Source organism: Roseibium sediminicola, from assembly GCF_023156505.1.
GTDB lineage: Bacteria > Pseudomonadota > Alphaproteobacteria > Rhizobiales > Stappiaceae > Roseibium > Roseibium sediminicola.
This window is the reverse complement of sequence record NZ_JALNMJ010000019.1, coordinates 88707-111733: the sequence shown is the minus strand read 5'-3', so window position 1 is coordinate 111733 and position 23027 is coordinate 88707. Positions and strand designations below refer to the sequence as shown.

The following is a 23027-nucleotide window of genomic DNA, read 5'->3' as shown; positions in this document are numbered from 1 at the left end:
CTCGAAAAAGCCGAACGCCACGTTCGCGGAACTCAGCTGTATATCTCGGGGGAACTGTCTTCTGATCCATAACGGGTATCCTGTGAGAGTTTTACTCTCCGGTAAACCCGGGGCGGTTCAATACTGTACAATCTCCCAATCACTCAGCAAGCCAACTGGCTTGAGCAGGCCGCCCTGTAGGCAGAAGGCCGAGTTGCCGCGCAATAGATTGATTTCATTCTCGACAATCATCAGGTGAAGAGCGTCATGGTCCTGCAGGGGGGATGCAAAGGCCTCGCCAAAGAGTCGTCTCCAGCCTTGTGTTTCCAGGAAATCCAACTGTTTACCTGCTGCCTGCACGATCTCCAGCATTCTTTCATTGGAGACCTGGATCTGATGTGTTTTTAGCAACGAGAAATATGGGTTGCGATCTTCTTCCTGAACAAACCGGTTGTCTTGCGACCGATGGAACCCATTGCCGAGCCACCTTACCTCAATATTAGGATGTCTTTCGGTCGCTTCCGTCTTGATGGACGAAAGCGTGACGGGATCCGCGTTGTTCGCGCGCAGTCTTCCGGCGACCGTCAAAAGCAGGTCAGACAGCTCTTGAAGGCTCTTGCATCGCTCCGGAAAGGCGACGGTGGGTGTAGGTGGAAAATACCAGTCGCGCGCCGCACCGCCCAGTTTGCCAACAGCCTCATTGCCAACGTCTCCGAACCGGATCGGGATTGGGTTGCCTATACCCGTTGTTGCGTCCATGGCTTCTGCAAAGTAGCTCAGCTCTCCAGCCGAGTTGCAATACCAGGCAGTGCCTTCATCCGCACCGGAATAATGCGTCTGAATCAGCCAGAGTCCACCATTGATCAGGTAAAGCCCAAGTCCGTAGCTGTCACGAACACCGAGCGCTTTAACCGCCAGATCCCGCCAGACGGTCTTCTCCAGATCACTGAGCACCGTGCGCGCCGCCTTCAAAGCGTTGCGAAGAGCCTCGGGCGTTTTGCCGTCTTGATTTGATGTGCCGGAAGCATAGTTGGCGCGTTCCGTGATATGACCCGCCCCACGGTCGTTCTCCGGTTCGCGGCCCGATCCGTAGCCGTCCAGATACGCATGCCGGTAAAACTGCGAGGCCTCCCAATAGCTGCGCCCAATCTGAACGGCACACCAATAATCATCATAGTCCGCATCGTTGAACTTGTGCGGATAGGCAATGATCAGGATCGGCTCGTTGCCAAGCGGTTTCAGTTTTTCGTCTGCGTTCAGAAGCAATTTTCCCAAAGCGTTTGAAGCAGCTTCGGCGTCGGTTTCATTGTCGGAACTCTTCGGCATCTCAAATCCGGATTGAGCAATTGGTTCGCCCCTGCTGGTGAAGCATTTGGTAGCGACCCATCGGATCATGGCGCAAACGGAATGAGTTAGGGGCCCAATCATGCATTAGTTCCTATAGGTGAGCCTCATTTGGGCAGATTTCAGGAGTCCGCCGCTCTCCCCCCTCAAAACGCCGCCGGATAAAGTCCGCCGTCCATCAGGATGTTCTGCCCCGTGATGTAGCCCGCATGCTGCGAGCAGAGGAAGGCGCAGGTCTGGCCGAATTCTTCTGCCGTGCCGAAACGCCGGGCCGGAATGCCGGCGGCCTGCTCAGTGCGGACCTCGTCGAGGCTCTGGCCGGTCTGTTCGGCGGTGCGGGAAAAACCGCCCTTGAGGCGGTCGGTGTCCATCTTGCCGGGCAGCAGGTTGTTGATTGTGATGCCGTGCGGAGCCAGCTGGCGGCAGACTCCGGCCAGGAACGCGGTCAGGCCGGCCCGTGCACCGCTTGAGAGATCAAGGCCCTCGATCGGCATCTTCACCGAGAGCGAGGTGATGTTGACGATGCGGCCGAAACCGCGCGCCTTCATGCCGGGCGTCACCGCCTGGATCAGCTCGATCGGCGTGACAAAATTCTGGATGGCGCCATTCAAAAGCGCCTCGCGGTCAAGTTCGGTATAATCCTTGCGCGGCGGGCCGCCATTGTTGTTGACGAGGATGTCCGGTTCAGGACAGGCCTCGAGCAGGGCCTTCTGACCGTCCTGCGTGGAGACATCGGCGGCGACGGCCGTGACCTGGACGCCGAAGCGCTCCATGATCGCGGCGCGGGTGGCGGCGAGCACGGCTTCGTCGCGGCCATTCAGAACGATCGCGCAGCCGGCTTCGGCGAGTGCTTCCGCGCAGCCCCGGCCAAGCCCCCGGCTGGACGCGCAGATGATGGCCTTCTTGCCCTTCAGGCCGAGATCCATGGAACGTCTCCCTTGCGTTGTGTTGTTCGTCTTTGTGGCCGCTTGTGACCTGGGCTGTCAAACAGTCCGCGGACCGACACCGGCGCCGGCCGGGCCCGCTTCCGATCCGGTGCCGCAGCGAACGGCGAGGGAGAATTGCCTCTCCGGACAAGAATTAACCCATAAGGCGGAAAACAACTCCGGAACATGAAGACGGCTTAATTGTCATAATAGTGATACTTGAATCGCGTCTATAGCGGCCCAAAAGGATTTTGGAGAAGTGCTATGTCGACCGCTGAGGAACCTCGGCATTACAGGACCTTGTTTCTTTCAGACGTTCACCTTGGCACCCGCGGTTGCCAGGCGGAGATGCTGCTCGACTTTCTGAAGGACCATGACGCCGAGACCATTTACCTCGTCGGCGACATCGCCGACGGCTGGCGCCTGAAGCGCTCCTGGTACTGGCCGCAGCTGCACAATGACGTGGTCCAGAAAATCCTGCGCAAGGGCCGCAAGGGCGCGCGCATCGTCTACCTTCCGGGCAATCACGACGAATTCCTGCGCAATTTCCTCGGGACCCATTTCGGCGGTGTCGAGGTGACCGACAGCATCATCCACGAGGCCGCCAACGGCAAACGCTATCTGGTGATCCATGGCGACCAGTTCGACGTTGTCATTCGCCACGCCAAGTGGCTCGCCTTTTTCGGCGACAAGGCCTATGTGACCGCGCTCAGCATCAACACCTGGGTCAATTTCGTGCGCAGGAATCTCGGCCTGACCTATTGGTCGCTGTCCGCCTGGGCGAAGCTCAAGGTGAAGAACGCTGTCAGCTTTATCGGCCGCTTCGAAGAGGCCCTGTCCGACGAAGCGCGCCGGCAGGGCGTCGAAGGTGTCATTTGCGGCCATATTCACCATGCAGCCGACAGGGACCTTGACGGGATCCACTATATCAACACAGGTGATTGGGTGGAGAGCTGCACGGCGGTCGCCGAACACCATGACGGTACGTTTGAGGTGATCAGATGGGTGGACAAGACCCAGACCAAAGAGGTGCGGCCAAAATCGAAGGAAGCACCGGTCGCCGCATGAGTTCCATTTTGATTGTGACGGATGCCTGGCATCCACAGATAAACGGTGTTGTCCGGTCCCTGGAACGCACCGCCGAAGAGCTTGAAGCCATCGGTATCCGGGTCGAGGTGCTGTCGCCGCAGGAATTCAAGACCCTGCCATGTCCGACCTACCCGGAAATCCGGTTGTCGCTGACCCATCGTGGCATTGTCCGGCGCAAGATCGAGGAATATGGCTGCGAGCATCTGCATATTGCGACAGAAGGACCGCTTGGCATCCTGGCCGCGAGCGCTGCCAAAAAGACGGGCCGTCCGTTCACCACCAGCTATCACACGCGCTTTCCGGAATATGTGTCCGCGCGGCTGCCGGTTCCCCTGGCCTGGTCCTACAGCTGGCTGCGCCGGTTTCACAATTCAGGCAACGGCTGCATGGTGGCCACAAGGTCGCTTGAGCAGGATCTGCGCGCCCGAGGCTTCAACAATCTGATGCGCTGGTCGCGCGGCGTCGACGAGCAGCAGTTCAAACCCTATGAGGGCTCCGTGCTGCCGGCGGATCTGCCGCGGCCGGTGTTCATGTATGTCGGCCGGGTCGCGGTCGAAAAGAACATCAAGGCCTTTCTGGATCTCGACCTGCCGGGCTCGAAAGTGGTGGTCGGCGGCGGCCCGCAGCTGGAAAGCCTGCGCCGGGAATATGCCGGCGTGCATTTCACCGGCTCAAAAGTGGGCGAGGATCTGGCACGCCACTATGCGGACGCGGATGTGTTCGTGTTTCCCTCGCTCACCGACACGTTCGGCAATGTCATACTGGAAGCACTGGCCTGCGGCGTTCCGGTCGCCGCGTTTCCGGTGATGGGGCCGCTCGATGTCATCGGCGACACGGGCGCAGGCGTGCTGTCGGACGATCTCAAGGAAGCCGCGGAAGCGGCTCTCGACATTCCGCGCGACCATTGCCGCAAGATCGCCTTGAACTACACCTGGGCCGCCAGTGCCCAGCAGTTCCTGGACAACTGCATCGAGGCACAGGACATCTTTAACAGCGTCTCCGGAGATGCCAGGGCAGCGGAATAGCACCTGTCCCCGGTTTGCGCCGGTGGCAGAGCCAATCCGGCCGGAAAAGCTCCAAAATTGACACCGGGACAAGTTCCGGCTGGATCGAACAGCTTACCTGTGAAAACACTTGCTCCCAGAAAGCCGCCCTTTTTGAAGGGCGGCATGGCCTGTCCGTGCGCCGCCGGCACACGGTCGGCCTCAGCGTCAACGTTTGAGATCAAAAGCGAGTTCCGATGGCCGATATCCAGTCTCAGCCCCTTGCCGAAGACGTGCCGGATCTGTCCGGCTTTGCCGTTTCTATCGAGGATATCGAGGCCGCGGCAGGGCGGATCGATGGCCAGGCGGTGAAGACACCGGTGCTGCGCCATCCGCTGCTGGACGAACGCACCGGCGCCCGTGTCCTGATCAAGCCGGAGAACCTGCAGCGCAGCGGCTCGTTCAAGTTCCGCGGGGCGTTCAACCGCCTCAACCTGATCCCGGAAGCAGACCGGCCGAAGGGCGTGGTGGCCTGTTCATCGGGAAACCATGCGCAGGGCGTCGCCGCCAGCGCCCAGCTGCTCGGCATGCCGGCCACCATCGTGATGCCAGAGGACGCGCCGCAGATCAAACTCGAACGCACCCGCGGCTATGGGGCCACCGTGGTGACCTATGACCGGGAAACGGAAAGCCGGGACGCGATTGCCAAGGCGCTATGCGATGAGAGCGGCGCGACTTTCGTTCATCCCTATAACGATCCGGGTGTGATCGCGGGACAGGGCACCGTCGGCCTCGAATTGGCGGCGCAGGCGGCCGCGCTCGGGCTGCCGCTCGACGACGTGCTTGCCTGTACCGGTGGCGGCGGACTGGCCAGCGGCATTGCCGTTGCGCTGGCGCACAAAACCCCGCAGACCCGCTTCCATACGGCCGAGCCGGCTCTTTTCGACGACTATAAACGGTCCCTGGAAAGCGGAACCATCCAGACCAATGCCGCCAAATCGGGATCGGTCTGTGACGCGCTCCTAACCGAAGCGCCGGGAGAGGTCAGTTTCTCCATCCTGCGCGAGCTGGCGGGAGAAGCGGTCGCGGTCACCGACGAGGAAGCACTCGCCGCGGTCGCCTTTGCCTTCAGCGAATTGAAGCTGGTTGTCGAACCTGGCGGGGCCGTGGCACTGGCCGCCCTGCTGACCGGCAAACTGCCGCTTCAGGGCCAAACCGTCGGAGTTGTTCTGACCGGCGGCAACATCGATCCACAGATGCTGATGCAAGCGCTCGGCCGTTAACGCCCTCTTAGGAGCCTCTTCGATAGAGCGGAAGGGAAGGCGGCAACGTTTGCAACCGGGCAAGGGTCCGGTGCGATGGTGCCGCCGTCATCTCGTCATGACGGGACGAACGGAATGCAGGACCTGATTTTGAACCGCAACGGCTGAGCGCCGGCGGGACATGTCTTCTTCCATCACCGGGACGTAACCGTGACACCGTACCGACGCCTTGCGTTGTGCGGCCGCTGCCTCCCCGTTTGCGCGGGCAGAGGCCCGGGCAGCACCTGGCGGGCCGGCACGTGCTTTATCGATCCAAGAGGCAGAAATGCAGAACACCAGTTTGAACGACCGGCTGAAATTCTTCCGATACACGGAGGAAGACCGTGCTCTTGCACGCGCGCTCTGGCCCTTGTTCAAGGATGCCCTGCCGGAGATCCTTCAGGACTTCTACGCTCATGTGAAAACGGTGCCGCACCTGGCGGCGCTGGTCGGCGACCAGCAGTCCCGGCTGGTCGCAGCCCAGCTCGCTCACTGGCAGGGGCTGTTCTCCGAAGGGCCGGACGCGGCCTATCTGGAACGGGCCGTCCGGATCGGTCTGGCGCATGTGCGCATCGGCCTCGATCCAAGCTGGAATATCGGCGGCTATTCCTTTGCCGTCACCCGGCTGAGCGATGTGGTGATGCAAAAACGCTTTCTCACCAACAGCAAACGTTCCCAGGCGCTGGGCGTTCTGAACAGGCTCGTGATGCTGGACATGGATGTCGCGATCTCGACCTATCACGACAAGATGGTCGCGGATGCCGTCGCGCGGGAAAACGGTCTGAAGGGCGCCCTCCAGGAGTTTCAGGAGGCTCTTGGCGGCACCATCGGCGCGCTCAGGACGGCGTCGGACGATCTGGACACGTCCTTCGGCAGCCTGAGCCGGGAGACCGAGGCCATCAGCGCGCGCATGACCGCCATGGACGCCTCGTCCGGGGAAACCGCAAGCGGGGTTCAGTCCAGCGCGACGGCAACGGAAGAAATGTCCGCCTCCATCACCGAGATCGGCCGCCAGGCCGGCCAGTCGCGCGAGATGGCCCTGAAGGCTGTTGAGGGCGCGCGCAACACCAACGAGTCCATGACCCAGCTGGCCCGGTTTGCCGACCAGGTCGGCTCGGTGATCGGGCTGATTTCCGACATTGCCGCCCAGACCAACCTGCTGGCGCTGAACGCCACCATCGAGGCCGCGCGGGCCGGCGAGATGGGCAAGGGTTTTGCGGTCGTGGCGTCGGAAGTGAAGGAACTGGCCAGCCAGACGACAAAGGCGACCGAGGACATCACCGAGCAGATCGCCAGCATCCAGCAGGCCACCCAGCGGTCCGTGCAGGACATCGATGGCATTACCGCCATCATCGGCGAACTGTCGGAGATCGCCACCAGCATCGCCTCCGCCGTCGAGCAGCAGGCGGCCGCGACATCGGAGATTTCCTCCAGCGTCCAGCTGGCGGCCCAGGGCACCCAGGCGGTGACGGACGAAATCACGGCGGTGCGCGGTTCGGTCGAAACGGTCGACGGCACCGTCGGGTCGATCCGTTCCCTGTCTTCTTCGCTCAAGGGGCAGGCGGACGATCTCGGCCGTCAGGCGGAGCGGTTCTTCGCGCAGATCAATGTGAGTTGAGGCAACGGCCCCTTAGTTTACGTGCGGTTCAAGAAAAAGGGCGCTGCCATCCGGCAGCGCCCTTTTTCCATTCCATGTGCCGTGATCAGTTGAAGAGCGCCTGGCGCTCGGCTTCCGACAGGTTTTTCAGCGGATCGTCGCCGTCTTCTTCAGCGGCTTCCGCGGTCAGTTCCCAGTCGGCATCGGCTTCCGCTTCGTCTTCCTCGGCTTCCGAAGCCTTCACCTCGTTGTCGAACAGCGCCTCGATGGCGGCTTCGTCAAGGGTTGCGTCCGGGTCGGCGCCCGCAAAGTCATCCTCTGCAGCGGCCTCGTCTTCTTCTGCGGCCGGCGCGGCGGCAAACATGTCGTCGATGGCGGCTGCGTCCATTGGTTCGTTGCCGCCAGCCATGATCGCGTCGATATCGGCTTCGTCGGCCACAGCGTCTTCCGCGGCATCGGTGGCGGCCATGATGGCATCGACATCGGCATCGCTGGCATGAACCGGTGCCGGTGCGTCGATGGCAGCGTCCGCCTTGGTTTGCTTCATCGCCGCGTCAAAGACATCGTCGCTGGCGGAGAACAGCTCGTCGACATTGTTTTGCGAAACGCCGCCAGCAAGCTGCGGGCCATTGAGCAGATGGGCATCCGGGCGACTGTCGACAGGGCCGGCGGTGTCGTCGGCTTCCATGTCCTCGATGCCCCAGATGTTGATCATCAGGTTGATGCGGCTTTCCAGGTAACGCAGCACCTGGACCACCTTGTTTGTGCGCTGGCCGGTCAGGTCCTGGAACGAGCAGGCCATGAAAATCTCGGTCGCCTTGGCATCGATGTCGTCGCAGGTCGCGTCGTCGGCACCGTTCTCGCGCAGCACCCAGGCCTTTTCCTGGATTTGCTCGGCGGCTTCCAGGATCGACTGGGTCGCGCCTTCCGTCTGGGTGACGATGGCATCGAGCTCGTGGGAGGCGTCGACGAAGCGGTTGCTCTCGTCGCCTTCCTGCTTGATATTGGCGATCTCGGCCTTGGTCCGCTCGATCGCCTCATGCATGTCGGCGATGTCAAGGCGGATCTTGTCGAGATCCGGCACCTTGCGCTGCCGGGTGACCACTTTCTCAAGCCGGTGAATGGCACCCAGGATCTCTGTTGTCTCGGGTGTCTTGTTGCGATTGAGAAACTCTTTTAGAAACCGACGCCCGCGATCGGATTCCATCAGGGTCTGTTCGAGAGTCTGATACTCGGCTTCGCCGATCAACTCTGGCTGTTCCTGTACTGCTTCCGCTTTCATGTGGACGCGAATCTCAACTTGCCTAAGGGTCGTTTGTTGCCGTACCACGGACAACTTCTCCTCCAAGGTAAGGCGAAAATCGTTAACATCCTTTTTAGCAAGACACCTTGCCTGGTTATTCATGTCCTTTGCCCTGCCCAGTATTAGCGCCCGGGTTTCCGGTCTGTTTGCGAGCCATTTCTTCGGAGTTGGCTTGTTTCTGCCGTTTTTTCCGGTCGTTCTGGGGTTTCGCGGGCTTGATGCCGCCGAAATCGGTCTTGTCCTGGGAATTGGCACGATTGCCCGTATCGGCGCGAGCCCGGTGTTGTCGAATCTCTCAGACCGGACTGGTCAGCGCCGGCTGTCGATCCTGATCTACGCGCTTGCGGCGGCCGCGCTGCTCCTGCTTTACTTCCTGCCCTTCGGTCTGGTGTTCGTCTCGGTGGCGGTGATCGGCTTCATGGTCATGAACGCACCGATCGTGCCGCTCAGCGATGCCTACGCGCTTGATGTCCAGCGCAACACAGGCGCGGATTATGCCAGAATGCGCCTGTGGGGTTCGGCGGGGTTCGTTGTCGCCAGCATCGTCGGCGGGACGCTGGCCTCGGAAGACACGTCATGGCTGGTGGTGGTTGCCATCGTTCTTTCCTCGTTTGCGACGGGGGCGGTGGCGATGTCGCTGCCGAGACAGAAGCGCGGCAAGGAAAAGCAGGACAGCGATGCGGCGGACGCGGCCACGCCTTTCCGGAGCGTGTGGTTCTGGCCGCTGCTGACGGTACTGGGGCTGTATCAGGCCAGCCATTCGGCATTTTACGGCTTCGGCACGATCTACTGGCAGGCCATGTCGGTCCCCGATTTTGCGATCGGGCTGCTCTGGGCGACCGGGGTGGTCGCGGAAATAGCACTGTTCACGGTGGCCGGAAAGCTTTCACAGCGTTTCGATCCGGCGATCTTTCTGCTGGCGGCCGGTGTTGCGGCGTCCCTGCGCTGGCTGCTGTTTCCCTTTGCCGACACTCTGCCGGCCATGGCGGCCCTGCAAACCCTGCACGGCCTGTCCTTCGGCGCGGCCCATCTTGGCGCCGTCGCGATCCTGGCCAGGATCGTTCCGAGCCAGTGGGCGGGCACCGGGCAGGGGCTTCTGGCCACTTCCGTCGGCATCCAGATGGCCATCGGTCTCAGCATTTCCGGCGCGCTGTATGAGGTGAACCCGGACTGGCCGTTCTACCTGATGTCCATTGTTGCGGCGGTCGGCACCCTGGCGACGCTGGTCATGACGCCTATGCTGCGGCGGAAGATGGGCTAGGGGGACCATTCCACTTCCAACCAGAAGCGTCATCCTGAGGAGGGCCATCAGGCCCGTCTCGAAGGAGCGGCCAGACACTCTGGTTCAAGCGGCGGATCCTTCGAGACGGCGCTAGTGCGCCTCCTCAGGATGACGTTGTTTGTGTTGAACCTCAGTGCTTTGGCACAAGTCCGATCGGATTTCAGCCTACCCCCAAAGCTCCGGCTCCGGCGGATAGAGCGTGCTGCCTTCGAACCGAAGGCCGGGCGTGCGGTCCTCGGCGAGCAGAAGCGGTCCGTCGAGATCGACATAGTCGGCTTCCTGCGCGATCACCACGGCGGGGGCCATGGCCAGCGATGTGCCGAGCATGCAGCCGACCATCACTTTCAGATCCTGTGCGCGCGCGTCTCGGACAAGCTTCAGCGCGGCGGTGAGGCCGCCGGCCTTGTCGAGCTTGATATTCACCGCGTCGTATTTCTCCGCAAGGCCGTCGATGCTCTTGCCTGGATGCAGGCTCTCATCGGCGCAGATGGTGACCTTGCGTTTCAGCCCCGCCAGAAGCCCGTCGTCCTTGGAGGGCAGGGGCTGTTCGATCAGGGCAACGCCTGCGGCTTCGCAGGCGGCCATGTTGATCTGAAAGCAGCTGTCGTCCCAGGCCTCATTGGCATCGACAATCAGGGTGCTATCGGGAGCGGCCGCGCGCACGGCTGCGATGCGGGCATCGTCGCCGGGACCGGCCAGCTTGACCTTGAGCAGCGGCCGATGGGCCGCCGCGCGGGTCTTCTCCGCCATGATTTCCGGACTGTCGACACTGATGGTGAAAGCGGTCATGACCGGTTTCAGAACGCCTGGGCCGGCCAGCTCAAAGGCCCGCTTGCCGGTGCGCTTCGCCTCGAGATCCCAAAGGGCGCAGTCAACCGCGTTGCGGGCGGCGCCCGCGGGCATGGCCTCCAGAAGCTGGTCCCGCGTCAGGCCTTCCTTCAGAAGTTCGGCAACTTCCCCGATCTGGGTCTGCACGCTTTCCAGCGTTTCGCCGTACCGTGGATAGGGCACACATTCACCGTGGCCTTTATGGTCGCCGTCGGCAAGCGTGACGACCACCACCTGGGCATGGGTGCGGGTTTCGCGGGAGATCTTGAAACCGCCCGCGATTTCGAAGCGCTCGGCCTCGATCTCTACGGACAGGCTCATGGCGCGCCGAACTCGGCGGACACCTTGTCGACAATCGCCTCCATGCCATAGCGGACCGGGTCGGTCGCCGGCAGCCCGTGTTTCTCGCCGATCTTGGCGAGATAGGCGAGCGCCTCGTCGTCGTCGAGCGCCTGGGTGTTGACGGCGATGCCGACACAGCGGATCTCCGGATTGGTCAGCTGGCCGCACTGGATCGTCATGTCGATCACCTGCTGGATGGTCGGCAGGGGCGTCTCGACACCGCGCATCCTGGTGCGGGTCGGCTCATGGCAGACGATAAAGCCGTCCGGCTGGGAACCGTGCAGGAGGCCCAGGGTCACACCGGCGAAAGACGGGTGGAACAGGGAGCCCTGGCCCTCGACAATCTGCCAGTGATCGTCTTCAGTTGCCGGTGAGATCCATTCGGCGGCGCCGGAAATGAAGTCCGCGATCACGGCGTCGAGAGCGACGCCGCGCCCGGAAATGAACACGCCGGTCTGGCCAGTGGCACAGAAGGAGCTCTTGTAGCCGCGCTCATTCATGGCCTTGTCCATGGCAAGCGCGGTGTATTTCTTGCCGACCGAACAATCGGTGCCGACAGCCAGGATGCGTTTGCCGGACCGCTTGGTGCCCTTGCCGGTGGCGAAGGTCTCCGTGCTGTGGCGCACATCGTGCAACTGGCGGCCGTTTCGTTCCGCCGCGTCCTTGATGGCAGGAATGCTGGCGAGGCGGACATGCAGTCCGGAGGCAACGTCGAGACCCGCGTCGAGGGCCTCGACAACCGATTCGACCCAATGTTCGGGCAGACGGCCGCCGGCATTGACGGCGCCGATGATGAAAGTTTTCGCACCGGCCGCCGCGCCTTCGGCAATCGTCTGGTCCGGAAGCCCCGTGTCGGCGGCGCAACCGGGCAGGCGCACCTGGCCAAGACACCAGTCCTTGCGCCAATCGACGATGCCAATCGCGGTCTTGGCGGCCAGGGCATCAGGAACGTCACCGAGGAACAACAGGTAAGGACGGGCAATTTCCATGGACAAAGCTTTCAAGTGGCTGCTGGACGTTAAACTTCTCAATCAGGTATACGAGGGATGACGAACCAGCGGCAAGAGGGCAGCCAGCCGGAATGGCATTCTTGGAAAAAAACACGGCACCGTCGATCGCTCTGAAGGCGGACGGTCCCGAACATCAGTTCCTGGCCCTGACCGGCGACTGGACCGTCAGCACCATCGGCGATGCCGAAAAGGAGCTGACTGACCTCCAGGTCGCCCGCGATCAGCTGACCTGCATCGATGTTTCCGGGATCGACCATCTGGACACCAGCGGCGCCTGGCTGATTCACCGCACCCGCGGCCGGTTGGAATTCAAGGGCCGCCGGGTAGGGCTGACCGGCGTGACGCCGGTCCGTCAGTCGCTCTTTGACGAAATCGAAAGCCATCATCCGCCGAGCTGGAAACCAGACTACAACGGCTTTTCCATCGCCGGTTTCCTGGAGAACATCGGTCGCCATATGGTTGATGCCTTTCAGGATGCGAAGGCCATGCTTCATATCCTGGGCTCTCTGGGGCTGGTGCTGTCGACCGTTCTCATGCAGCCCAAACGCCTGCGCAGCATCTCCATCGCGGTGCAATTCGAGCGCAGCTGTGTCGGCGCGGTGCCAATCGTGGCGCTGATGAGTTTTCTGATCGGTGCCATCATCTCGCAACAGGGCGGATTTTATCTCAGGCAATTCGGGGCGGACATCTATGTTGTCGACTTGGCGGGCATTCTGGTGCTGCGTGAAATCGGCGTCATCCTGACCGCGATCATGGTCGCCGGCCGCTCGGGGTCCGCGTTCACGGCGGAACTTGGGGCCATGCGCATGCAGGAAGAAGTCGATGCGCTGCATGTAATCGGCCTAAGCGTCACGGAAGTGCTGGTTCTGCCGAGAATCCTGGCGCTGATGGTTGCCCTGCCGATCCTGACCTTCATTTCCGACATGGCCGCCCTGTTCGGTTCCGGCCTGATCACCTGGATCTACCTGGACATTCCGCCAGCCGCATACCTGACGCAGTTGCAGGCGGCGATCTCCATCGACACGCTGGTGGTCGGCCTCGTGAAAGCGCCGTTCATGGCGTTGATCGTTGGTCTTATCGCCTGCGTGGAAGGTCTGAAGGTCGAAGGCTCTTCCGAATCGCTCGGGCGCCACACGACCATGTCCGTGGTCAAGGCGATCTTTCTGGTCATCGTGGTCGATGGATTTTTCGCGGTGTTCTTTGCCGCTATTGGAGTCTGAGCCTGCCGATGAATCAGCCAGCGACAGATACCCCGGCGATGGAGACCCTGGATACGGGAGAGGACGCCGATCACGTCCTGTCGGTGCGCGACGTCACCGTCGGCTTCGGCTCTAAGATCATTCTGCAGGATCTGGACCTGGACGTGCGCCGGGGCGAGGTGCTGGGATTTGTCGGCGGGTCGGGCACCGGCAAATCCGTGCTGATGCGAACCATTCTCGGGCTGACGCCCAAGCGGACCGGGGCCATTTCGGTCTTCGGGCACGATCTGTCGCGCGCCAATCAGAAGGAACGCAAGGCGATCGAGCGCCGCTGGGGGGTGCTGTTCCAGCAAGGGGCCCTGTTCTCTTCGCTGTCGGTCAAGCAGAACATTCAGGTGCCCATGCGTGAGCATCTGAATCTGTCACCGCAGCTGATGGATGAACTTGCGAGCCTGAAACTCGAGCTGGTCGGACTGCCCCAGGACGCCGCGGACAAGCTGCCGTCGGAACTCTCCGGCGGCATGGTCAAGCGCGCCAGCCTGGCCCGCGCCCTTGCACTCGACCCCGATTTGGTGTTTCTGGACGAGCCGACCTCCGGTCTGGATCCAATTGGGGCGGCTGCTTTTGATTCGCTGATTGCAAACCTGAGTTCGACACTCGGACTGACCGTTTATATGGTTACACATGACCTGGACAGTCTGCATTCCATCTGCGATCGCATTGCTGTTCTTGGGAAAAAGCGTGTTCTGGCGATTGGAACACTGGACGACATGACAAAAAATGACGATCCCTGGATCAAGTCTTATTTCCGCGGCGAGCGGGCATTGCGCCGAATATAGGTTGGACTGAATGGAAACCAGAGCGAACTACATCCTGATCGGTGCTTTTATGGTGGCCATACTGATCGGTGCGTTCGGTTTTGTTTACTGGAAGGCCGTCTCCGCCGAATCCCGCCAGAACGTGGAACTGAAGATCCTCTATCCGGGGCCGGTGACCGGCCTTCCGGTCGGCGGCCAGGTGCTGTTCAACGGTATCAAGGTCGGTGACGTGAAATCCCTGGATTTCGCGCCCGGGGACCCGACCAAGGTTGTGGCCACGGTCCGCATCAGGCCGACCACTCCGTTGCGCGAGGATACCAAGGCAACCCTGAACTTTACAGGCCTGACCGGTGTCGCCTATGTGGATCTGAGCGGCGGAACCTCCGATTCTCCTCTTCTCCTGGGCCGCGACGACGGCAAGGTGCCGGAAATCGAGGCCGAACGGTCCTTCTTCGACGATATTGTCGACGGTGCTCGCGACGTGCTGAAGCGGGCGGATTCGACCATGAAGACGGTCGACGACCTTTTGAAGGACAACGGGCCTGCGATCTCCAAGATCATCAACAACGCGGAAACATTTTCCGACGCGCTAGCGGCCAATTCCGATGGCGTGAAGGACTTCATGGCCAGCATCGGCAAGGCATCGGATGCCTTCTCGAGCCTCTCCAGCCGGCTCGAAAAGCTGGTCGACGAGGGTGAGCGGCTGATGGCCGCCGTGCCGTCCGACAAGGTGACGGCGATTGTCGACGATTTCAGCACTTTCTCTGAAAGCCTCGGCAAGGCCAGCAAGGACATCGACCTGCTGATGGCCGACGCGCAGAGCGCCGCCAAGGAACTGGAGACCTTCACCAAGAACCTGAACGAGGGCCTCGACAACGTGCACAAGATTGTCGAAGCGGTGAAGCCCGAGGACATCGAGAAGGTCATGGCGGGTGCCGCGGCGCTCGGCGACGTGCTTGAAAAGCGGACCGGTGACATCGACACGCTGATCAGCTCCACAAGCAAGACCATGGAGAACGTCAGCCAGATCGTCGAGGTCATTCAGCAGCGCGAAGGCACCGTTGTGGAGATCCTGGAAGGCAGCCGCGATGTGGTTGCCAAGGTCGATACGATCATGAGCCGCGGGGTGGAGATTGCCGCCGCCATCGATCCGCTGCGGGTCGAGCAGGTTGTCACTTCCGTCAGCACCTTTTCAGAGGGCATGAATGCCTCGCTGGTGCGGGTCGACGAGATCCTGGCAAGCGTCGATCCGGATAAAGTCGGCAAAACCGTCGACAATGTCGCCGCCATCGTCGACAACTTCAACAATCAGCAGAGCCAGATCAACGAGATCATCGCCTCCACCAAGTCGACGGTGCAGAATTTCGAGGCGGTTTCCGCCACAGTGCGCGGTCAGGATGACCGGATCGCGGCATTGATCACAGATGTCCAGGCCGCCGCCGAACGCTTTGCGACGACGCTGGAAACGGCCAACGAACTGATGCAGGCGGTGGATCCGGAAAAGGTCGCCAACATCGTCGGCTCGGTCGAGACGGCGGCTTCGGGCCTCGCCAATCCGGAAGACGGTATTCCGGCGATCCTGGCCAGCGCCCGCAAGGCGGCGGACAATGTCCAGGAGATGACGGCGAACCTGCAGAAGCGCACACCGGATGTCGACCAGATCATCACCGACGCGAAGCAGATGACTGCGACGCTGAACTCCACGTCCGTGCGGGTTGAAAGCCTGGTCGAGAAGGTTTCCACCATGGTGGATGGCGACGGTGAGGGCTTGATCAAGGAAGCGACGCTCGCAGCACAGGCCATCCGCAAGATCGCCGTGGCTTTTGAGAGCCGGGCGGATACGATTGCCGGTGGCCTTTCCAAATTCGCGACCCAGGGCTCGTCGGATTTCTCCGCGGCGCTTGGCCAGGTCAATCGTACGCTGATCTCGATCCAGCGCGCGGCGGAGAGTTTTGAACGCAGTCCGAACCGGGTGATCTTCGGGGGCGAGGATGTGCCGACCTATACAGGCGGGCGCCGGCGATGAGACAGAAGAATTAAGAGGCAAGGGCGCATGACGAAGACAGGCACAGACATGACCCGCCGGGGCGTTCTTGGAGCGCTCGGGTTCGGCGTGCTGGTGTCCGGCTGCGCCAGCTCCGCACCGTCCGCCTATTACGGCATCCGCGCGGCCGACGGCTCCGGTCTTGCCGGCCGCGCCAGCCGCGTCCAGGTGCTGGTGGCCGCGCCGCGGGCGCTGAAGGCCCTAGACACCAGCTACATCGCCGTTGTCGACAAGGGCCCGATCTACAGCTACTTCCCGGACAGTGCCTGGGCGGACACGCTGCCCAATGTGGTGCAGCAGAAACTGGTCGAAACCCTGCAGAATACCGGCCGCCTGCGCGGCGTCGGCGTGCCGGGCGACGGGCTCCTGATCGACTATCAGCTGCAGACCGAAATCCGGGCGTTCGAGCTCCGGGTTGACGGCACAGACCGCGGTCTTGTCGAGATCTCCGCACGTGTCGTCAACGACCGCAACGGCCGCACGGTCGCCACCAAGGTGTTCCGCGCCGAAACCCCGTCGGGCAGCACCTCGGTCGACAAGGCCGTAGAGGCGATGAACGCCTCCGCCGACAGGGTCTTCGCCGAAATGGCCGCCTGGACGCTGCGCAACGTTTGAGGCGATCCCGCTAACCGCCAAGTTTCACGGTTTCGGCCTCAACTTGGAGCGCTTGGCCCGCAAAGTAGCCGTTGACGGCCGCGCCGAGGCCGAGCGCCACGAACAGGACGGCGCTCCAGGCAAAACTGCCGGTCCAGCCCTGAATAAGGCCGACCAGAAGCGGGCCGATGGCTGCCAGAGAATAGCCGACGCATTGCGCCATGCCGGACAGTTGCGCAGCGGCATGCGGATCCTTTGTTCGGAGTACGATCACCGTCAGCGCCACGGCAATCAGGCCGCCCTGGCCGATCCCCTGCAGCACGGCCCAGAGCCAGACCGTCGACAGCGGGGCGAATTGCAGGCCGAGAAGGGCTGTCACCGCCAGAACGCTGAGCGCGACATTGATCAGCCGCTGGTCCCGGCCGCGAACGGCCAGATGGGGCAGGATCAGGCAGGCCACGGCCTGGACCATGACGGACACGGAGACGACGGCGCCTGCCGTCACCCCATCCAGGCCACGGTCCCGGAGGATCGGAACGAGCCAGCCGAACACGCAATAGGCGAGGGCGGATTGCAGGCCCATGAACAGCGTCACGTGCCAGGCAAGCCGGTCGCGCCACATGCCCCTGACCGCATAGCGGTCGCGTTTGACGCGGCTGCGGGACGACAGCACTTGCGGCAGCCACAGCAGCGCGACGACAACCGCCGGCACGGCCCAGATCGCCAGGGCGCCGTTCACGGAACCGCCGAGCATGGATTGCAGCGGGATGGTCAGGCCGGCACCACCGGCGGCACCGGCGCACAGAGCCATCGTGTACCAGCCGGTGACCAGCGCGGCCTTGTCGGGAAAGTCACGCTTGACCAGGCCCGGCAGAAGGACATTGCCGACGGCAATGCAGGCGCCTGCGAGTGCCGTACCGAGATAGAGCAGCGGAATGGAATCGAGGCCGCGCGCAGCCGTTCCAAGCGCCAGCAGGAAGACAATGGCCAGAAGCGTGCGTTCCGTGCCGATCCTGCGGGCGAGGATCGGGGCGAAAGGAGAAAAAAGTCCGAGACACAGAACCGGCAAGGTGGTCAGCAGGCTTGCCGCCGCACTCGAAAGTCCGAAGCCGTTTCGAATTTCCGGAAGCAGCGCGGACGCGCTGGAAAAGACCGGCCGCAGATTGAAGGCGATCAGCACCAGGCTGGCGCCGAGAAGAAGCCGGACCATCGCCGCCGGCGCAGGCGCGGCCTCCACGCTGTCACGCTCGAGCAGGGGCTCGGCTTCAATCAACTCGATGGAACCGGGATCTATCCGGTCTGTGTCCCTCATGATCCGAGCAACCGTTCCAGGTCTCTGAGGACGGGCGCCATGAAGCCGCGCACGACGGCTTCCGCGCGGTCCGGATTTCCTGTTTCAATGGCGTCGATGATGGCGGCGTGGGCGGCCATGTCGGGTTCCTGCAAGTCCTTGCCGAGCGTTGCCTCGATGGTTTCGCTGATAAGCGTGGAGAAGAAGGCGTACATGTCGACCAGAACGCGGTTTCTGGAGGCCGCCACCACGGCCTTGTGAAAGGCCAGATCGCGCGCAATGAAGCCTGCCTTGTCGCTGCCGTCGAAATTGCCGCGCCGGTCCAAAAGTGCGCGCAGCTCGACGATCACCTGAGGGGTCTGGCGCAGGGCCGCCAGCCGGGCTGCTTCCGCGTCGAGGGCAAGGCGCGCCTCGAACTGGTCGCGCAGGCTGGCCCGCCGCGCCATGGTCAGCGGACCGGTCGCATCCGCGGTCGACAGCACATAGGTACCCGAGCCCTGACGTGTCTCCAGATAGCCTTGCGAGACAAGGATGCGCACGGCCTCGCGCACGGTTCCGCGGCTGACCGACAGGAATTCGGAGAGTTTGGCTTCGTTCGGCAGTTTTTCCCCGACCGGCCAGCGGTTGCCGGCGATTTCGGTGCGGATCGCGTCCGCCGCACGATCGGCCAGGCTGGTCTTGTTGAGCGATTGCATGGGCGTTTTATCAGGTCATCAGATGACTTGATGACATAGCAGGGAGGATGCGGGATGTCCAGCCGTGGCGTGACGGGCAGATGGGCGGGGTTTCGCGGATGATGCCTTTGCTCTGACCCTAGGCTGTTACAGCTGGTAAACGTCGATTTCCCGACTGTGGCCGCGCAGCTTGATCGGGCCGCGATGGGTCAGCCTGGCGCGGAGAGCCGCCACGTCAGGGCGGTTTTCAGCTTCCGCGGCTGCGATCAGCGAGGCGCTTGCCAGACAGCTGCAGCCGATGTCCCTGGTGGCGCCCTCCAGACGGCTGGCCACATTGACCGTGTCGCCGAGAACGGCAAATTCCAGCCGCCTGCGGCTGCCGATATTGCCGACCACCACCGGTCCGTAATGCACGCCAACGGCGAGCCGCAAATGCCTGCCCTCTTCAGGACCGCCGGTCTGTTTCCAGCGTTCGAACACCTCGATCATCTCGATCATGGCGGCGACCGCGTTCGAGGCGTCGGCGTTTGAGGGTTCCGGCGTGCCGAAGGTTGCCATCAGGCCGTCGCCGATGAATTTGTCGAGGGTGCCGTCATGCCGGAACACTACCTCGGCCAGCAGGCCGTGGACCTCACGCAGGAGCTTGATGGTTTCCTTCGGGCTATGCTTTTCCGACCAGGAGGTGAAGGCGACCAGGTCGGCGAACAGAACGGCGGCCTCATGTTCGCTCGGACTGGAAAAGGGATCGGTGCGTTCGGCCAGCATCTGGGCTGTCTTTTTCGGAAAATACCGGCCGAGATTTTCCTTCTCCCGGGCCAGAACCGCCTGCCGCAGGGCAATCGTCCGTGAGCGCCTGACCGCCAGGGCCAGCAGGCCGGCGGCAATCAGGAACACAGCAATTTCCTGGAGAGCTACGCCGGCGTCTACATAGGTTGGATTTGCGATTGCGGCGAACAGGGTCTGGAAATCGGTCTCTCCGGACGGGGCCGCAACGGTGTCGGGGAGAGCCATCAGGCAGGCGATGCCGATGGCCCAGCTGATTGAGCCTGAGATGCCGCCCCACAGCACCAGCCTGGGCTGGTAAACGTAGGCGAGGCCGGCCAGCAGAACGAAGAAATAGATGAACGGGCCGAAACGCAGGGCAAATTGCGGCGGGTAGTCGAACGGGGTCAGCGGATTTGGATAAAGCAGCGTGACAGTCAGCAGTGCAAAATCCGCCGTGACAAAAAGATATTGATGCCAGGGCCTGCCCCACTCGGATCGGGCGACGAACCAGGCACACCAGCCGAGCCAGACGAATACCGCCAGCAGTCCATAGGTGAAAAGAGGTGCCGGCCAGGGCGAGAGCAGGGTGACGAGCGCGGCGATGACGACCAGGGCAATCGTACGGCCGGTCATTGCGGTCTTCTGAGCCGCCAGTTCCTCGGCCCTGAGTGCCTTCAGCGTGTCCAGGTCGCCGAGTTCCGTTTCACTCAGTTTCACTTTTTCCCCCTGCCCAGGTTGTGCTGGCGGCACTATAGGCACAAGCGCGGGGGATGTCGTGCAGGAGAACGCCAGCCTGCAATACGCTCAGACCAGAAGCAGGGACAGCGCCGGAACCGCGATCAGGAGCGCCAGCCGCAGGATATCGGCCAGCCAGAAGGGCAGGATGCCGGCGAACATGGTCCGGAGCGGCACGTCGGTCAGGACCGAGCGCAGCACGAACACATTCAGGCCGATGGGCGGCGAGATCAGGCTGATCTCGGTGACCACGACGACGACAATGCCGAACCAGATCAGCACCATTTCCGGGTCCGACAGGAGGCCGCTGCCGAAATCGAGCGAGGTCACCAGCGGGAAGAACACCGGCACGGTCAGCAGGATCATGGAAAGGCTCTCCAGGACCGCGCCGAGGACCACGTAAATCAGCACCAGCACGAGGATGACCACATAGGCGTTGACGTCGAGCGACTGGACGAAGCTGAGCAGGGCATCCGGCACGCCGGCATAGCTGATGAAATTTGAAAACACTTCCGCGCCGATGATGATGGCGAAGATCATCGCCGTGGTGCGGGCGCAGTTGAGGCCCGCGCTGTAGAGTTTTTCCCAGGTGAGGCCTCCGGAGACAAGCGCAATCACGAGCGCGGCGGCGGCGCCGATACCGGCGGCTTCCGTCGGAGTAAAGAAACCGCCATAGATGCCGATCATGATCACGGCGAAGAGGCCGACCACGGCCAGAACGCCCCAGACGTCCTTGCGCTCAAGCTGCAGGTCTTCCGCGTCCTGCGGGGCAAGGCCGGGCTTCAACAGCACGGTGACATAGACGGCGGCGAGATAGAACAAAACACCGAGCAGGCCCGGGATGATACCGGCGATGAACAGCTTGCCGATATCGGCCTCTGTCAAGAGGCCGTAGATGATCAGGATGACGCTGGGCGGGATCAGGATGCCGAGCGTGCCGCCAGCGGCGATCGAGCCGGTGGCGAGGCTGTCGGCATAACCGGCCTTGCGCATGGAGGGCATCGCCACCTTGGACATGGTCGCGGCTGTTGCCAGCGACGAGCCGCAGACGGCGGAAAAACCGCCGCAGGCAACGATCGCCGCCATGGCGAGACCGCCGCGCATACGGTGCAGCAGGCGATGGGCCGTGGAGAACAGCGACTGGCTGACGCCGGAGATGGTCAGAAGATTGCCCATCAGGATGAACAGCGGGATCACCGAGAGCGTGAAGGAGAGGCCGGTGTCGAAGGCGGCGTTGCCGAGCAGGTTCAGCGCCGCGTTCCAGTTGCGCAAGGCGGCAAAACCGGCGGTGCCGACGATGATCATGGCGATGGCGATGGGCACGCGCACCAGCACGAGGGCGAACAGAGCGCCAAATCCGATCAGAGCTTCAAACACGGGCTCAGGCCTTTTCGCGGAAACGTTTGGTGAAGAAGAAGAGAGCGGCCAGGGCCGAGACGGCAAAGGAAGCCGCGCCGAGCCAGCCGACCAGGGAGAGCGGTATTTCCAGGGAATCCGTCACCCGGCCGCGGCGGCCCAGTTTTTCGGCATGGCCGACCATCTCCACGGCGATGACACCGAAAATCCCGACAGTACAGATGGCGGCCGCAACGGTGCCGAGCCGCTTCAGGAAACTGCCTTTCAGGCCGTCGAGCAGTTCCACCTCAATATGTTCGCCGGCGGCCGTCGTCAGCGGCAGGGCGAGGAAGATCAGGGTGGCGAGCAGGATCTCCGTCAATTCATAAGCGCCGGTAACCGGGCTGTTGAAGGCATAGCGCGCGACGACGTCGACGCAGGTCAGGCCGATCAGCGCGGCCAGCACCAGCAGACAGGCCAGGCCGAGAAGAAAGGCGGCTCCGCGCCGGATCTTTGCAATCCGGCCCGGAGCGTCTGTGTGTGGCTGCGGCAGCATGATCAGGGCTTGATGCCGGTCTGGTCGCGGAAGGCTGCGAGGGCGGCAGTGCCGTCAAAGCCGGTCTTCTCAACCGCGTCTGCCCAGGCGGCCTCATGCTTGGCAGCGAGCGCCTTGACGGCTTCGAGAACCGGGGCCGGGGCGTCATAGACCTCGATGTCCTTGTCGGCGATATAGGCCGCGCCGCGCGTGTCGGCGCTGTCCCAGACGGACCCGGCCAACTCGGCAAGGGCAGCGCCGGAGACACCTTCAATGGCGGTCTGGTCTTCCGCTGAAATGCCGTCCCAGATGTCCTCGTTCATGACCATGAACCAGGAGGTGTTGTAGATGCCGCCCGGGATGCGCATGGAAAATTTGATGTGATCGGTCAGATTGAACGCCTGCAGGGCTTCCATCGGGAAGGTGACGCCGTCAATGACGCCGCGGGAGAGTTTTTCATAGACTTCGCCCGGGCCCATGAACTGGGTGATGATGTCGAGATCCTGGGCAAGACCGGCAATGTAGCCGCCCGGCGTGCGCACCTTCAGGCCGGAGAAATCTTCCGGGGTCTCAATCTTGCGCTGGTTGTTGTGGAACATGCCCGGGCCGTGCACCCAAAGGCCCAGAAGCTTGGTGCCCTGATGCTCGGCTTGCGCGTCCAGCGAACCGGCATAAACGTCCCAATAGGCCTTCGAGCCGTCGGTCGCGGTGTCCGCGATGAAGGAGAACTGGCCGATGCGCGAGCGCAGGAAGCGGTCGTCCTTGGTGAAGGAATGCAGGCCGTAGGTGATGTCGACAATGCCTTCGGCGGCAAGGTCGAAATGCTCCGGCGGCGAGCCGACCGGCTTCGGCAAGATGCGCACCGTGACGCGGCCCTCGGTGACATCGGCGACCTGGGCGGCCCAGGGCTCGATGACGCCGGTGACGATCGGGTGTTTCGGCGGCAGCCAGGACGACAGCACCAGTTCGTCGGCGCTTGCGGTCGAGACGAGGCCGGTCAGGGCGGTCGCGGCGACGCCTGCCAGAATGGAAAGTGCTTTAAACTGTTTCATG

General features: G+C 62.4%; 20 protein-coding genes. 9 read left to right on the top strand and 11 right to left on the bottom strand.

Annotation, left to right across the window (positions count from 1 at the left end):
* Window positions 1-117 precede the first annotated feature (117 nt).
* Window positions 118-1305 carry a hypothetical protein gene (locus M0H32_RS22375; RefSeq protein ID WP_248157770.1) on the bottom strand — a complete coding sequence of 396 codons (1188 nt, stop codon included), beginning with the start codon at window positions 1303-1305 and terminating at the stop codon, window positions 118-120.
* A gap of 164 nt (window positions 1306-1469) precedes the next feature.
* A complete protein-coding gene (locus tag M0H32_RS22370) occupies window positions 1470-2249 on the bottom strand; it encodes an SDR family oxidoreductase (RefSeq protein WP_248157769.1) in 780 nt (259 codons plus the stop codon).
* A gap of 264 nt (window positions 2250-2513) precedes the next feature.
* Between M0H32_RS22370 and M0H32_RS22365 the strand changes: the two genes are divergently transcribed.
* The 4 genes from M0H32_RS22365 to M0H32_RS22350 all read left to right on the top strand — a co-directional run bounded on the left by M0H32_RS22365 (window position 2514) and on the right by M0H32_RS22350 (window position 7240).
* Window positions 2514-3317, top strand: coding sequence for a UDP-2,3-diacylglucosamine diphosphatase (locus tag M0H32_RS22365; protein ID WP_248157768.1), 804 nt, complete (start codon window positions 2514-2516; stop codon window positions 3315-3317).
* Complete coding sequence (locus M0H32_RS22360) at window positions 3314-4363, top strand: glycosyltransferase family 4 protein (protein ID WP_248157767.1); 1050 nt, start codon at window positions 3314-3316, stop codon at window positions 4361-4363. Before M0H32_RS22365 ends, M0H32_RS22360 begins: the two co-directional genes overlap by 4 nt.
* Window positions 4364-4578: 215 nt before the next feature.
* Window positions 4579-5604 carry a threonine ammonia-lyase gene (locus M0H32_RS22355; RefSeq protein WP_248157766.1) on the top strand — a complete coding sequence of 342 codons (1026 nt, stop codon included), beginning with the start codon at window positions 4579-4581 and terminating at the stop codon, window positions 5602-5604.
* A gap of 304 nt (window positions 5605-5908) precedes the next feature.
* Window positions 5909-7240: a globin-coupled sensor protein gene (locus M0H32_RS22350; protein ID WP_248157765.1), complete on the top strand. Its 1332-nt coding sequence runs from the start codon at window positions 5909-5911 to the stop codon at window positions 7238-7240.
* A gap of 85 nt (window positions 7241-7325) precedes the next feature.
* Here the strand turns inward: M0H32_RS22350 and M0H32_RS22345 are convergent, their stop codons facing one another.
* Complete coding sequence (locus M0H32_RS22345) at window positions 7326-8501, bottom strand: protein phosphatase CheZ (RefSeq protein WP_248157764.1); 1176 nt, start codon at window positions 8499-8501, stop codon at window positions 7326-7328.
* Between the two features lie 121 nt (window positions 8502-8622).
* On the opposite strand from M0H32_RS22345, the gene M0H32_RS22340 reads away from it, so the two are divergent.
* Window positions 8623-9783, top strand: a complete 1161-nt coding sequence (locus M0H32_RS22340; protein ID WP_282449491.1) for an MFS transporter — start codon at window positions 8623-8625, stop codon at window positions 9781-9783.
* A gap of 186 nt (window positions 9784-9969) precedes the next feature.
* Here the strand turns inward: M0H32_RS22340 and dgcA are convergent, their stop codons facing one another.
* Window positions 9970-10953, bottom strand: coding sequence for an N-acetyl-D-Glu racemase DgcA (dgcA, locus tag M0H32_RS22335; protein WP_248157762.1), 984 nt, complete (start codon window positions 10951-10953; stop codon window positions 9970-9972).
* Window positions 10950-11963, bottom strand: coding sequence for an N-acetyltransferase DgcN (gene dgcN / locus M0H32_RS22330; protein ID WP_248157761.1), 1014 nt, complete (start codon window positions 11961-11963; stop codon window positions 10950-10952). The genes dgcA and dgcN overlap by 4 nt, the downstream gene beginning before the upstream one ends.
* A 92-nt stretch (window positions 11964-12055) precedes the next feature.
* On the opposite strand from dgcN, the gene M0H32_RS22325 reads away from it, so the two are divergent.
* Genes M0H32_RS22325 through M0H32_RS22310 form a run of 4 tightly spaced genes read left to right on the top strand, consistent with a single transcriptional unit; the run spans window position 12056 to window position 16660 of the window.
* Window positions 12056-13204, top strand: coding sequence for an ABC transporter permease (locus tag M0H32_RS22325; protein WP_248157759.1), 1149 nt, complete (start codon window positions 12056-12058; stop codon window positions 13202-13204).
* A gap of 38 nt (window positions 13205-13242) precedes the next feature.
* Complete coding sequence (locus tag M0H32_RS22320; RefSeq protein WP_425607349.1) at window positions 13243-14022, top strand: ABC transporter ATP-binding protein; 780 nt, start codon at window positions 13243-13245, stop codon at window positions 14020-14022.
* Between the two features lie 10 nt (window positions 14023-14032).
* Entirely contained in the window at window positions 14033-16027 is a 1995-nt protein-coding gene (locus M0H32_RS22315) for an MlaD family protein (RefSeq protein ID WP_248157756.1), read from the top strand.
* 27 nt (window positions 16028-16054) lie between these two features.
* Window positions 16055-16660 (top strand): ABC-type transport auxiliary lipoprotein family protein, encoded by a 606-nt coding sequence (locus M0H32_RS22310; RefSeq protein ID WP_248157755.1) that lies wholly within the window; start codon window positions 16055-16057, stop codon window positions 16658-16660.
* Between the two features lie 10 nt (window positions 16661-16670).
* On the opposite strand, the gene M0H32_RS22305 is transcribed toward M0H32_RS22310, so the two are convergent.
* The 6 genes from M0H32_RS22305 to M0H32_RS22280 all read right to left on the bottom strand — a co-directional run bounded on the left by M0H32_RS22305 (window position 16671) and on the right by M0H32_RS22280 (window position 23026).
* Window positions 16671-17951, bottom strand: a complete 1281-nt coding sequence (locus M0H32_RS22305; RefSeq protein WP_248157754.1) for a CynX/NimT family MFS transporter — start codon at window positions 17949-17951, stop codon at window positions 16671-16673.
* Complete coding sequence (locus tag M0H32_RS22300; protein WP_248157753.1) at window positions 17948-18625, bottom strand: FadR/GntR family transcriptional regulator; 678 nt, start codon at window positions 18623-18625, stop codon at window positions 17948-17950. Before M0H32_RS22300 ends, M0H32_RS22305 begins: the two co-directional genes overlap by 4 nt.
* A 126-nt stretch (window positions 18626-18751) precedes the next feature.
* Entirely contained in the window at window positions 18752-20086 is a 1335-nt protein-coding gene (locus M0H32_RS22295; protein WP_248157752.1) for an adenylate/guanylate cyclase domain-containing protein, read from the bottom strand.
* Window positions 20087-20173: 87 nt separating this feature from the next.
* Window positions 20174-21481 carry a TRAP transporter large permease gene (locus M0H32_RS22290; RefSeq protein WP_248157750.1) on the bottom strand — a complete coding sequence of 436 codons (1308 nt, stop codon included), beginning with the start codon at window positions 21479-21481 and terminating at the stop codon, window positions 20174-20176.
* A gap of 4 nt (window positions 21482-21485) precedes the next feature.
* On the bottom strand, window positions 21486-21995 hold the full coding sequence (locus M0H32_RS22285; protein WP_248157748.1) for a TRAP transporter small permease: 510 nt from the start codon (window positions 21993-21995) through the stop codon (window positions 21486-21488).
* A 2-nt stretch (window positions 21996-21997) separates the two neighbouring features.
* Window positions 21998-23026, bottom strand: coding sequence for a TRAP transporter substrate-binding protein (locus M0H32_RS22280; RefSeq protein ID WP_248157747.1), 1029 nt, complete (start codon window positions 23024-23026; stop codon window positions 21998-22000).
* Window position 23027 lies beyond the last annotated feature (1 nt).